The organism is Streptomyces sp. NPDC059787 (genome assembly GCF_042732315.1).
In the GTDB taxonomy this organism is placed as follows: domain Bacteria; phylum Actinomycetota; class Actinomycetes; order Streptomycetales; family Streptomycetaceae; genus Streptomyces; species Streptomyces atrovirens.
On sequence record NZ_JBHWHX010000031.1, the window covers coordinates 1 to 12,478 of the forward strand.

A 12,478-nucleotide genomic window follows, 5' to 3' on the forward strand; every position below is an offset into this window, starting at 1 on the left:
GATTCCAGCCCCTCCGGCGTTTGAGGAGCGGGGGTCCGGGGGCAGCGCCCCCGGGTCGGGACGGGAAGGGGCGGGGGCGAAAAAACGGTCAGCGCATCCGCTCCGCCAGCCACCGCAGCAGCCGCACGACCCCCGCCGGCCCGTCGACCACCACGTCCGCCCGCTCCCTCAGCTCCGCCACCTCGTCGCTGCCGCTGCACACCAGCAGCCCCGGAGTGCCGGCGGAGCGGAGTTTGTCGACGGCCGTGTAGGCGGGCAGGTCGCCCAGGTCGTCACCCGCGTACAGCACCGACTGCGCCCCGATGTCCCGGGCGTACTCCATCAGGGCGACGCCCTTGTCCATCCCGGGCGGACGCAGCTCCAGCACCATGCGGCCGGGCTCGACGATCAGACCGTGCCGGGTGGCGAGGTCGGCGAGCGGCTCGCGCAGGGCCTCGAACGCGGCCTGCGGGTCGGCGGCCCGGCGGGTGTGGACCGCCACCGCCCGGCCGCCCTTCTCCTCGATCCACGTGCCCTGCCACGCGCCGACCCGGTCGAGCACCCCCGGCAGCTCCGCGCGGACGGCGGCGACCCCGGGGTGCGGGGCGGGCGCGGTGACCGTGCCGGTGACGGCGTCCCAGCGCTCGGCGCCGTAATGGCCGAGAACGACGAGGTGTCCGAGGCCGGGAACGCCCGCGAAGCCCCCGTGGCGGACCGCGACCCCCGCCGGCCGGCCGGTGACGACCGCGACCGCGGCCACCTCGGGCGCGAGCGCGGCGAGCGCGCCGACCGCGTCCGGGTGCGCGCGGGCCTGCTCGGGATCGGCCACGATCGGCGCGAGCGTCCCGTCGAAGTCGAGCCCGATCAGTGCCTTCCCCGGGCGGGAGAGAAGCGCCTCCAGCCCTTCCCGCCCGGCCTGCGTGGCGGGCGTCGGCGTGGCATTCGGCTCCGTGGAATCCGTATGGCTGGCCATACCGTCCAACCTATCCGCGCCCGCCCCCTCGCACTCCTGTGTGACCGGCCATACCTCCGGTCAGCCGGGCGTTCCGTCCCGCAGCGCGTCCAGCTGCTCCAGGAACCAGCGGGCCGGGGGCAGCGCGGTCGCCGCCGCAGCCAGGCGCTTGGCGCGCTCGGCGCGTTCGTCCGGGCTCATCGTCAGGGCCTCGTGCAGGGCCTCGGCGGTCCCGACGACGTCGTACGGGTTGACCGTGAGCGCGTCCTCGCCCAGCTCCTCGTGGGCGCCCGCCTCCCGCGACAGCACCAGCGCGCAGCCCGCGTCGGAGACGACCGGGACCTCCTTGGCGACCAGGTTCATGCCGTCGCGGATCGGGTTGACCAGCGCCACGTCCGCCATCCGGTACGCGGCGAGCGAGCGCGCGAAGTCGTCCTTGACGTGCAGGACGACCGGCCGCCAGCCCGGTGTGCCGTACCGCTCGTTGATCTCCTCCGCGACCCGCCGCACCTCGGCGGTGTAGTCGCGGTACACGGCGAGGTCCTGCCGGGAGGGGTAGGCGAACGCGACGTGCACGACGCGCTCGCGCCACTCGGGACGGTCGTCCAGGAGCTGCCGGTAGGCCAGCAGGCCCCGCACGATGTTCTTCGACAGCTCGGTCCGGTCGACCCGGACGATCGTCCGGCGCCCCTCGCCGATCTCCTTCCGGAGCGCGGTGATCCGCTCCTCGACGTCCGCCTCGTGGGCGCGGGCGCGCAGGAAGTCCGCGTCGGCCCCCAGACCGTGCACGCCGATCCGCGTGTCCCCGAGGCCGTCCGCGAAGCGTTCGCAGCACGCGGTGAACGCGTCCGCCCAGCGGTGGGTGAGGAAGCCGAGCCGGTCGGCGCCCAGCATCCCGCGCAGCACCTGCCGCGCGATGTCGTCGGGCAGCAGCGCGAAGTACTCCGGCGGCGCCCACGGTGTGTGCGAGAAGTGCGCGATGCGCAGGTCGGGGCGGAGTTCGCGGAGCATCCCGGGGACGAGCGTCAGGTGGTAGTCCTGGACCAGTACCGCCGCACCCCGCGCCGCCTCCTCGGCCAGCGCCTCGGCGAACGCCCGGTTGTAGGCCTCGTACGACGCCCACTGCCGGCGGAACCCCGCGTCGAAGACCGGCTCCAGCGGCGTCTGGTACAGCATGTGGTGCACGAACCACAGCACCGAGTTGGCGATCCCGTTGTACGCGTCCGCGTGCACGTCCGCCGGGATGTCCAGCATCCGCACGCCGTCCTCGCCGACCCCGCGCCGCACCGCCTCGCGGTCGCCGTCGGACAGCGCCGAGCACACCCACAGCGCCCCCGCGTCCGGTCCGATCGCCGACAGCCCGGACACCAGCCCGCCACCGCCCCGCCCGGCCCGCAGCGAACCGTCGTCCTCCACCGTGTACGAGACGGGCCCGCGATTCGACGCGACCAGCACCTGAGCACCCTGCGTGACAGCCATACGCGTCAACCTAGCCCGGCCCCACGGGCCTCAAACGCACGGATCGGCCGTATACGGGTCAGGCCACCCTTCGTGCCTGGTACTCCGCGATCTCCGCCATCGGCGGCCGTTCCTCCGTGTCCACGGAGTACGTACGGGGTTCGAAGTTGTCGCCGGTGCGCTCGAACTGGGTCAGGGACGGGCGGATCAGATGGCCGCGGGCCAGGCGGAGCTGCGCGGTGCGGTAGATCGCGGCGGCCATCCGGCCGAGGGCCTGGCCGTCCTGGTGGCGGTGGACGCGGACGCCGACGTCCACCTGGGCGAGGGCGTCCAGGCCCACCAGGTGCAGGGCGTCGACCAGCATGCCCAGCTCGACGCCGTACCCGACCGGGAACGGGAGCTGTTCCAGCAGGGTGCGGCGGGCCGCGTACTCGCCGCCGAGCGGCTGGACGAAGCCGGCGAGCTGGGGCCAGTGCATGTTCAGCAGCGGGCGGGCCATCAGCTCCGTGACCCGGCCGCCCTGACCGGCGGCGGAGCCCAGCGGACGGTCGTACATCGCCTTGACCAGGTGCACGTCCGGCTCGGTGAGCAGCGGGCCGACGATGCCGGAGACGAAGTCGGAGGAGAACTCCCGCAGATCCGCGTCGACGAAGCACACGATGTCCCCGCGGGTGACGAGCAGGGAGCGCCACAGCACCTCGCCCTTGCCGGGCACCGCCGGTATCCGGGGCAGGATCGCGTCCCGGTGCACCACTCGCGCGCCCGCCGCCGCCGCCACCTCGGCCGTGCGGTCGGTCGAACCCGAGTCGACCACCACCACCTCGTCGACCAGCGGGACCTGGAGCACCAGGTCGTGCCGGATCACCGACACGATCTCGCCGACCGTCGCCTCCTCGTCGAGCGCGGGCAGCACCACGCTCACCGTCTGACCCGTCGCGCGTTTCGCCGCCAGGATCCGGTGGAGCGGGCGGTCGGCCACGGACCAGGAACGGTCGATCAGCCAGCGCTCGACTTCTTCCAGCACGGTCCCGGGCTCCTCACTGGCCTGTGATCCATCTCGCGGTACGGACGACTATCTCAACCATGCAGGCCTTCGGTTACAGTCTTGAACAACGCCGATGACCACCGCATGCCGGGGTCACCGCGCGGACGACAACTGAACACCGCTCATCCAGAGGGGCAGAGGGATACGGCCCGATGAAGCCCCGGCAACCCTCCAGTCGGTTCTTGTCACACGGACGTGGCGAGGCTCCCGGCTAGGGAAGGTGCCAAATCCGTCTCACGGCGAGGTGCGTCGTGAGGAAGATGAGGAGAAAGGGCCTCGCCTCCATGGCTGTGCAGACTGTTGCAAGCACCACCGATTCCGCCGCCGTAGACCTCGGTCCGGCCGCGGCGCTCTCCTGCCGCGAATGCGGGCACCGCGTCCCCCTCGGCCCCGTCTTCGCCTGCGAGGAGTGTTTCGGCCCGCTGGAGATCGCGTACGACTTCTCGGCCCACGACACCGAGGAGCTCCGCAAGCGGATCGAAGCGGGACCCGCGAACATCTGGCGCTACGCGCCGCTGCTGCCCGTCCCGGCGGACGTGGCGACCAAGCCGAACCTGAACCCCGGCTGGACCAAGCTCGTCCAGGCCGACAACCTCGCGCGTGAGCTGGGTGTCGACGCCGGCAAGCTGTTCGTCAAGGACGACTCCGGCAACCCGACGCACTCCTTCAAGGACCGCGTCGTCGCCCAGGCCATCGAGGCCGCCCGCGCCTTCGGCTTCACCACCCTCTCCTGCTCCTCCACCGGCAACCTCGCCGGCGCCGTCGGTGCCGCCGCGGCCCGGGCGGGCTTCCGGTCCTGCGTGTTCATCCCGCACGACCTGGAGCAGGGCAAGGTCGTCATGGCCGCCGTCTACGGCGGTGAACTCGTCGGCATCGAGGGCAACTACGACGACGTGAACCGCTTCTGCTCCGAGCTGATCGGCGACCCGGCCGGCGAGGGCTGGGGCTTCGTCAACGTCAACCTGCGGCCGTACTACGCGGAGGGGTCCAAGACCCTCGCGTACGAGATCTGCGAGCAGCTCGGCTGGCGGCTCCCGGACCAGATCGTGATCCCGATCGCCTCCGGCTCCCAGCTCACGAAGATCGACAAGGGGCTGCAGGAGCTGATCGCGCTCGGGCTGGTCGAGGACAAGCCGTACAGGATCTTCGGCGCGCAGGCCGAGGGGTGCTCGCCGGTGTCCACCGCGTACAAGGCGGGGCACGACGTCGTACGTCCGCAGAAGCCGGACACGATCGCCAAGTCGCTGGCGATCGGGAACCCGGCGGACGGGCCGTACGTGCTGGACATCGCCCGCCGGACGGGCGGGGCGGTGGAGGACGTGAACGACGGGCAGATCGTCGACGCGATCAAGCTGCTGGCGCGCACCGAGGGGATCTTCGCGGAGACCGCGGGGGGTGTCACGGTCGGCGTGACCAGGAAGCTGCTCGAGAGCGGTGCCCTCGACCCGTCCCTGACCACGGTTGTGCTGAACACCGGGGATGGTCTGAAGACGCTGGACGCGGTGGCCGGCACGGGGCTGACCGCGACGATCCGTCCGAGCCTTGAGTCGTTCCGTGAAGCCGGGCTTGTCTGAGTCGTTCGTCCGCGGGCCGTCTGTGGCCGGTCGCGCAGTTCCCCGCGCCCCTAGGGTGCTGTCCCTTCCGGAGGTTTTGTCGTGAGCGTGACTGTTCGTATCCCCACCATCCTGCGCACCTACACCGGTGGGCAGGCCGAGGTTGCCGCCGAGGGTGCGACCCTCGGCGAGGTCATCCAGGACCTGGAGAAGAACCACACCGGGATCGCCGCCCGGGTGCTGGACGATCAGGGCAAGTTGCGGCGGTTCGTGAACGTCTACGTCAATGACGACGACGTGCGGTTCGAGCAGGGGCTCGAGACGACGACCCCGGACGGGGCCGGCGTGTCGATCATTCCGGCGGTGGCCGGCGGCTGATCATTACCTTCGGTAATGACGGTTACCGAGCGTTTGGGACTTTGCCCCCTCCGTGAGAGAAGCGGAGGGGGCAATTCCATGGGATTGAGCGCGATAGAGTTGGGGAACGCGCTCCCGATCCACTGATCGGAAACACTGAATTCCTGCCGCGGGCCCGACTGGATGTAGCCAAAGTGTGGGCACCTTTCGCGGCATTTGTGACCTTCGCGTGGCCCGACTTGCCCTGGATTAAGGCGAATTCTCGCCACATTCCGGACCGGCGTCGTCCAGATTTCTCGTCCGATTGACCTGTTGCAGACGGCAGTTGGACAGATACATTCAGCCGCGGTCGACGCGTTCCGGCGCACGCCCCCAACCGTTGGGGGGTGAGGTCTGACCCGGATCCGCGAAGTGTGGATCTGTGCAAGGGCCAGTAATAGGGGAGTTAGGCATGGCTCAGGGCACCGTCAAGTGGTTCAACGCGGAGAAGGGGTACGGCTTCATCGCGGTCGACGGTGGTGCGGATGTTTTCGTCCACTACAGCGCGATCCAGATGGACGGCTACCGCACCCTCGAAGAAGGCCAGCGGGTCGAGTTCGAGATCTCGCAGGGTCAGAAGGGCCCGCAGGCCGACATGGTTCGTCTCAGCGCCTGAACGCGCTGCCAGCCGCAAGCATCTTCTGCCGGCGAAGGGCCCGCACCTCCCGGGGTGCGGGCCCTTCGCCGTGCCCGCGCGCGGCCGAGAGGTGTTCGCGTACGGCCGAGCGCCCCCGTGTACTCCTCATGGGCGCTTGCACTCGCATGGGTCGAGTGCTAATCATTGGCGTTAGCACTCTGAAGGTGAGAGTGACAACGAAGGACCGGGTCGGTGAGGCCCGCGGGCCGTGTGGGGCAAGGAACCACGGGGTCGGCGAGCCGTCCGTCGCGGGCGCGGGCGCGGTCCGAAGGAATCACCCCCAGTCCTGGAGGGACCACTTCACATGGCCAAGATCATCGCGTTCGACGAGGAGGCGCGGCGCGGCCTCGAGCGCGGCATGAACCAGCTCGCGGACGCCGTCAAGGTGACGCTCGGCCCCAAGGGCCGCAACGTCGTCCTCGAGAAGAAGTGGGGCGCCCCCACGATCACCAACGATGGTGTGTCCATCGCCAAGGAGATCGAGCTCGAGGACCCGTACGAGAAGATCGGCGCCGAGCTGGTCAAGGAAGTCGCCAAGAAGACGGACGACGTCGCCGGTGACGGTACGACCACCGCGACCGTCCTCGCCCAGGCCCTGGTGCGCGAGGGTCTGCGCAACGTGGCCGCCGGCGCCAACCCGATGGCTCTGAAGCGCGGCATCGAGAAGGCCGTCGAGGCCGTCTCCGGTGCCCTGCTCGAGCAGGCGAAGGATGTCGAGACCAAGGAGCAGATCGCCTCCACGGCCTCCATCTCCGCCGCCGACACCCAGATCGGCGAGCTCATCGCCGAGGCCATGGACAAGGTCGGCAAGGAAGGCGTCATCACCGTCGAGGAGTCCCAGACCTTCGGTCTGGAGCTGGAGCTCACCGAGGGTATGCGCTTCGACAAGGGCTACATCTCGGCGTACTTCGCCACCGACATGGAGCGTATGGAGGCCGTCCTCGACGACCCGTACATCCTGATCGCGAACTCCAAGGTCTCCAACGTCAAGGACCTGCTCCCGCTCCTGGAGAAGGTCATGCAGTCGGGCAAGCCGCTGCTGATCATCGCCGAGGACGTCGAGGGCGAGGCCCTGTCGACCCTGGTCGTCAACAAGATCCGCGGCACCTTCAAGTCCGTCGCCGTCAAGGCCCCGGGCTTCGGTGACCGCCGCAAGGCCATGCTCGGCGACATCGCCATCCTCACGGGCGGCGAGGTCATCTCCGAGGAGGTCGGCCTCAAGCTGGAGAACGCGACGCTCGACCTGCTGGGCAAGGCCCGCAAGGTCGTCATCACCAAGGACGAGACCACCATCGTCGACGGTGCCGGCTCGGCCGACCAGGTCCAGGGCCGCGTGAACCAGATCCGCGCCGAGATCGAGAACAGCGACTCGGACTACGACCGCGAGAAGCTGCAGGAGCGCCTGGCGAAGCTCGCCGGCGGTGTCGCGGTCATCAAGGCCGGTGCCGCCACCGAGGTGGAGCTCAAGGAGCGCAAGCACCGCATCGAGGACGCCGTGCGCAACGCCAAGGCGGCCGTCGAGGAGGGCATCGTCGCCGGTGGTGGCGTGGCCCTGCTGCAGGCCTCCCAGGTCTTCGAGAAGCTGGAGCTCGACGGTGACGAGGCGACCGGCGCCAACGCCGTGAAGCTCGCGCTGGAGGCCCCGCTGAAGCAGATCGCCGTCAACGGTGGTCTCGAGGGCGGCGTTGTCGTGGAGAAGGTCCGCAACCTCACGGTCGGCCACGGCCTGAACGCCGCGACCGGCGAGTACGTCGACATGATCGCCGAGGGCATCATCGACCCGGCGAAGGTGACGCGCTCCGCGCTGCAGAACGCCGCCTCCATCGCCGCGCTGTTCCTCACCACCGAGGCCGTCATCGCCGACAAGCCGGAGAAGGCCGCGGCCCCGGCCGGCGGCGGCATGCCGGGCGGTGACATGGACTTCTGATCCTTATTCGAGGATCGGATCCGTCCGTCGTACGACCGAGGGCGGCACCCCCTGTGTGGCAGGGGGTGCCGCCCTCGGGCGTGTGTGGGGTCAGTCCGCGTACTCCTTGAGTTCCTCGGTGTCGAGGGTGATGTCCACGGGGGAGGGGAGTACGACGGTGGTTCCCCAGGGGTAGGACGGAGACTGCTGGTAGCGGCCGTTCTTGGGCTCGCTGTATACCTTGACCGTGTCGCTGTCGCGGTCGATGCCGACAGGGGCGTGTCGGGGCGGGCGGGGGGCGCGTTCGCCCCGACACGCGCCGCAGATGCCGCCCGGCAACACCTCCGGACGACCCGGCGCCCGGCATTTCGCGCACTCCAGGAGCCGGAGCGGGCAGCGGCTCCGGCGGCAGCTTGTCGGTCAGGCGACGGCGTAGCAGGGCCGCCGGATGGCGCACGGGAGTGGGCAGGCCGGCGGTGAGTGCGGCACGTACGGCCTCGTCGGTGGCACCGCGCGCGAACCACTCCTCCACCAGCGGGGCGAGCCGCGCGCAGTCGGTCCGGGAGAGCGACAGCGCGGGGGTGTCACGGCCGAGGGCGGCGAGGAGGAGGTGGGCGCGGGAGCGGGTGGGGCGGGCGCGTTCAGGCGGGGCGGCGTCCTCGCCCGGTACGTCGCCGCGGGTGAACGCCGCCCACCAGTCGTCGTCGCGTGCGGTGGGCGACCACCACGATCGGGTGATCCAGCGTGTGCCACTCCCGGTGTCCCCTGCCGCGACGGTTTCCCGGCCGCGGCGCAAGTGGCCTGTGCGCTGAAGGTTGTTGAGGGCGGTCCGCAGGGAGCGCTGTCCGTACGGGAGCGTCCTGGCCGGCGTCTTCACCGAGATGTCGGCGCCGTCGGTGAGCCGGTCGATGAAGGCGGCGACGGCCGCCTCCCGGGGCGGGAGGTGCGTGAAGTCATGCCGCGTGCGCCGGTGTTGGCCCGGCACGGTGCGTTTTCCGTAACCCGGATTGGCCATCGGGTGCGGGGAGCCGTGCGCGGACAGGCGAGCAGGACCAGGCTGGGCGGCAGCCATGGGATCGACTTTCTCTCGATCTTGTAGGTCAGGCCCCCGCAGGTGTTGTGTGCACCGGGCGGTGGCTGTTCGTTATGCGGGCACGCCAGACGTTCGTGACCTTGCGTGGCGAGCCGGACGCGTCAAGTCAACACGCGGGGGTGGGAGGGCGGGTGGGACCCTCCGCCCGTTCCTTGAAAAGAGGGCTCGGAGCTCGGTACTTGAGCTTCGGGAGTCCGGTCAGCCGGCCCGGGTCTCCGTCAGGGGGACGTGCCGGTGTGCGGCGAAGGCGCGCAAGGCGTCCGGGAGCGGAGGCGTGTCGCCGATGGGCCGCAGCCATCGGGTGCGGATGTGAATGGTTCCGTTCCGTTTGTTGCGGACCCACAGCGGGCGGTGGAAGGCCAGGGGGAGGTACTGCCGCTCACCGCACCGGACGGTCAGCCACGTCTCCCTGGCGCCGTCGGCCAGTTCCAGGGACCTCATGTCCGTCCAGCGCAGCACGGCCAGATTGCCCGGGGAGCCCATCCCGATGCCCAACTCGTTGATCACGATTCCGTCGTTGGTGCTTCCGTACAGGCCGACCAGCCGGATGGCCGTGAAGAAAGAGCCGAGGAATCCTGTCAGGGGGACCGAGTCGGGCAGGTCGTGGATGCTGCCCAGCACGGTCGTCGTGACGAACCCGGCCATGACGAGCAGGTTTCGCGTGATCAGGATCGTCCAGCTCCGGCGGTTGCGCCGGTAGAGGGCGAGCGGCGGCGTGGTTCTCGCACGTCGGCGGGGGGCGGTCGAGGGCCGGGGAGGGTCCGGCGGCCGGTGCGGGGGTGGGGGCGGAGGCGTGGGCGGGGCCTCGGGGCGGGGACGGCCGGCCGTCACGGTGGGGGATGCGTGGAAGGGGGCGTCCGGGGGGTCGGTCACGGTGGCCGTGTGATCGGTACGGTCTGCGCACAGGTCCAGTAACCGCCTTGGTGACGGCCGTTGTTCGGGTTCCTTGCGGAGGCAGGCTTCAGCGAGGGGGCGCAGGGCGGCGGGCAGCGCGGTCACATCCGGGGTGTCGTGCACCGCCCGGTACATCAGCCCGTACGGCGACCCCTCCCCGAAGGCGCTGCCGCCGGCCGCGGCTACCAGTACGGCGCCGAGGGCGAAGACGTCGCACGCCCCGGTGATCGCGCGGCCCAGGACCTGCTCGGGTGCGATGAACCCCGGGGTTCCGACAGCCGCGCCGTCGACGGTCAGCCGGGTGCCCTCCAGCGCCTGGGCGATTCCGAAGTCCAGGACGCGGGGGCCGTCCTCGGCCAGGATGATGTTGCCCGGTTTGAGGTCGCGGTGCACCAGCCCGCAGCCGTGGATCGCTTCCAGTGCCTCGGCCAGCGCGGCGGCGAGGGACCGGAGTCCGGCTTCGTCGAGGGGGCCGCGCCGGGCGACGGCTTCGGCCAGCGTCGGTCCTTTGACGTACGCGCTCGCCATCCATGGCTGTGCCGCGTCGGGGTCGGCGTCCACCACCGCCGCCGTATGGAAGCCGCCGACCCTGCGGGCGGCCTCGACCTCCTTGCGGAATCGGTCCCTGAACCGTGGGTCGGCCGCGTACTCGGGCCGGATCACCTTGATGGCGACGGCCCGGCCGGAACGCGAACGCCCCAGATAGACGGATCCCATGCCTCCGCTGCCCAGCTTGCGTTCGATCGAGTAGTCCCCGATGCGTGCCCCCGTCACGGCAGCCCCTCATGTGGTCAGCGGTGGGCGTTGTCCCCCATGCGGGTAATCCTGCGCTCATAAGGCGCCGGCCTCCCGCGGTACGGCGGGGTGTGGCCGCTTTGTGACATTGCCCGGGCTTCGGGCGTGCGGCGTTTCAGGCGGCGCACCACGGCACGCGGCAGACGTGCGGTGCCGTGCCCTGCGGGCACAGGCCCCGCAGCACCGCCTTGCGGACCGCCCGCCAGGTCCGCAGCGAGCACACCAGACGGACGCGCAGCTCGACCGGCTCCCGTGCGCCGCTGCTTCGGCCCGGGTGCTCCCAGGCCCACTGCTGCGCCAGGTGGTCGTAGAGGTCGGCGGTCGTCGTACCGCTGCCGGGGAGCGTGCGGAGGACGTCCCGGCCGACGGTCCGGGCGTTCCGGAGCTCCACGGCCCGGTCGACGACCGAGCCGGCCCACGCCAGTCCTTCCTCGTCCGCGTACAGGCCGAAGCGCAGGAGGCGTGTTCTCATCGGGCGACCGTACCCCGGTGCGCGGGAGGGCGTCCCGTGACCGGCGTCACGTCCGGGGCCCGAGGGGAATGCCTCTCCCCGCTTCCCGGTTGGTGCTGAGCGTGCATTTAATGCATGCGCACGTACTAACCGGTATGCAAAGCAGAGGAGCCCCCACGTGACCACCACCTCCCCGGACACCGCCGCCCGAGCCGCCGGGCTCCTCTCCCGGCCCGTCACGATCAACGGCCTGACCGTCCCCAACCGCATCGCCATGGCGCCGATGACCCGGATGTTCTCGCCGGGCGGTGTGCCCGGTGCGGACGTGGTGTCGTACTACTCGCGTCGCGCCGCGGCCGGTGTCGGGCTGATCGTCACCGAGGGGACGTACGTGGGGCACGAGTCGGCCGGGCTGAGCGACCGGGTGCCGCGGTTCCACGGGGAGGAGCAGCTCGCGGGCTGGGCGGAGGTCGCCGAGGCGGTGCACGCGGCGGGCGGCACGATCGTGCCGCAGCTCTGGCACATCGGCATGGTCCGCGAGCAGGGTCAGGCGCCGTACCCCGAGGCCCCGGCGGTCGGCCCGTCCGGGGTGCGCACGGACGGCACCGAGGGCAAGGGCGAGGCGATGACGCAGACCGACATCGACGACGTCGTCGCCGCGTTCGCCCGGGCCGCCGCCGACGCCGAGCGCATCGGCTTCGACGGTGTGGAGCTGCACGGCGCCCACGGCTATCTCATCGACCAGTTCCTGTGGTCCGGCACCAACCGCCGCACCGACGCCTACGGCGGTGACCCGGTGGCCCGTGCGCGGTTCGCGGCGGAGATCGTGGCGGCGGTGCGTGCCGCCGTGTCGCCCGAGTTCCCCGTGATCTTCCGGTACTCGCAGTGGAAGCAGGACGCCTACGACGCCCGGCTCGCCGAGACGCCCCAGGAACTGGAGGCGATCCTCGCCCCGCTCGCCGCGGCCGGTGTCGACGCCTTCCACGCGTCCACGCGCCGCTACTGGCTGCCGGAGTTCGAGGACTCCGACCTCAACCTGGCCGGCTGGACGAAGAAGCTGACCGGCAGGCCCGCCATCACCGTCGGCTCCGTCGGGCTGAACGGCGAGTTCCTCAAGGCTTTCCAGGGGCAGGGTGCCGAGCTCGGCAGCATCGACAACCTGCTCGACCGGATGGAGCGGGACGAGTTCGACCTCGTCGCCGTGGGCCGTGCGCTGCTCCAGGACCCGAACTGGGCGGCCAAGGTGCTGGCCGGCCGCTTCGACGAGCTGACGCCGTACGAGCCGGCGTCCATGAAGACGCTGAGCTGACGTCGTGCGG

At 70.9% G+C, this 12,478-nt stretch carries 11 protein-coding genes and 1 riboswitch; of the genes, 5 read left to right on the plus strand and 6 right to left on the minus strand.

The genetic code is table 11. The features are described from left to right. Positions 1-88: 88 nt before the first annotated feature. Genes otsB through ACFV5H_RS25860 form a run of 3 tightly spaced genes read right to left on the minus strand, consistent with a single transcriptional unit; the run spans position 89 to position 3,413 of the window. Positions 89-952: a trehalose-phosphatase gene (gene otsB, locus ACFV5H_RS25850; protein WP_385057925.1), complete on the minus strand. Its 864-nt coding sequence runs from the start codon at positions 950-952 to the stop codon at positions 89-91. 60 nt (positions 953-1,012) lie between these two features. Continuing rightward, positions 1,013-2,410: a trehalose-6-phosphate synthase gene (locus tag ACFV5H_RS25855; RefSeq protein WP_385057927.1), complete on the minus strand. Its 1,398-nt coding sequence runs from the start codon at positions 2,408-2,410 to the stop codon at positions 1,013-1,015. Positions 2,411-2,468: 58 nt separating this feature from the next. Further along, positions 2,469-3,413 (minus strand): glucosyl-3-phosphoglycerate synthase, encoded by a 945-nt coding sequence (locus ACFV5H_RS25860; RefSeq protein ID WP_385057928.1) that lies wholly within the window; start codon positions 3,411-3,413, stop codon positions 2,469-2,471. Positions 3,414-3,553: 140 nt separating this feature from the next. Then, positions 3,554-3,701: riboswitch (SAM riboswitch) on the plus strand. A 17-nt stretch (positions 3,702-3,718) separates the two neighbouring features. Between ACFV5H_RS25860 and thrC the strand changes: the two genes are divergently transcribed. From thrC to groL, 4 genes are all read left to right on the plus strand, one after another. Next, positions 3,719-5,008, plus strand: coding sequence for a threonine synthase (thrC, locus tag ACFV5H_RS25865; protein WP_385057929.1), 1,290 nt, complete (start codon positions 3,719-3,721; stop codon positions 5,006-5,008). An 81-nt stretch (positions 5,009-5,089) separates the two neighbouring features. Then, a complete protein-coding gene (locus ACFV5H_RS25870) occupies positions 5,090-5,365 on the plus strand; it encodes a ubiquitin-like small modifier protein 1 (RefSeq protein ID WP_385057930.1) in 276 nt (91 codons plus the stop codon). A gap of 430 nt (positions 5,366-5,795) precedes the next feature. Further along, the gene (locus ACFV5H_RS25875; RefSeq protein WP_004929928.1) at positions 5,796-5,999 is read left to right on the plus strand and encodes a cold-shock protein; all 204 of its coding nucleotides are present in this window, start codon (positions 5,796-5,798) and stop codon (positions 5,997-5,999) included. Between the two features lie 325 nt (positions 6,000-6,324). Then, positions 6,325-7,947 (plus strand): chaperonin GroEL, encoded by a 1,623-nt coding sequence (gene groL / locus ACFV5H_RS25880; protein ID WP_073934393.1) that lies wholly within the window; start codon positions 6,325-6,327, stop codon positions 7,945-7,947. Between the two features lie 90 nt (positions 7,948-8,037). Here groL and ACFV5H_RS25885 read toward each other — a convergent pair whose 3' ends face one another. From ACFV5H_RS25885 to ACFV5H_RS25895, 3 genes are all read right to left on the minus strand, one after another. Next, a complete protein-coding gene (locus ACFV5H_RS25885; RefSeq protein ID WP_385057932.1) occupies positions 8,038-8,265 on the minus strand; it encodes a hypothetical protein in 228 nt (75 codons plus the stop codon). Positions 8,266-9,217: 952 nt separating this feature from the next. Then, on the minus strand, positions 9,218-10,687 hold the full coding sequence (locus ACFV5H_RS25890) for a serine/threonine-protein kinase (RefSeq protein WP_385197461.1): 1,470 nt from the start codon (positions 10,685-10,687) through the stop codon (positions 9,218-9,220). Positions 10,688-10,823: 136 nt separating this feature from the next. Next, the gene (locus ACFV5H_RS25895) at positions 10,824-11,180 is read right to left on the minus strand and encodes a hypothetical protein (protein WP_385057936.1); all 357 of its coding nucleotides are present in this window, start codon (positions 11,178-11,180) and stop codon (positions 10,824-10,826) included. Positions 11,181-11,337: 157 nt separating this feature from the next. On the opposite strand from ACFV5H_RS25895, the gene ACFV5H_RS25900 reads away from it, so the two are divergent. After that, complete coding sequence (locus ACFV5H_RS25900) at positions 11,338-12,468, plus strand: NADH:flavin oxidoreductase (RefSeq protein WP_385057937.1); 1,131 nt, start codon at positions 11,338-11,340, stop codon at positions 12,466-12,468. Positions 12,469-12,478 lie beyond the last annotated feature (10 nt).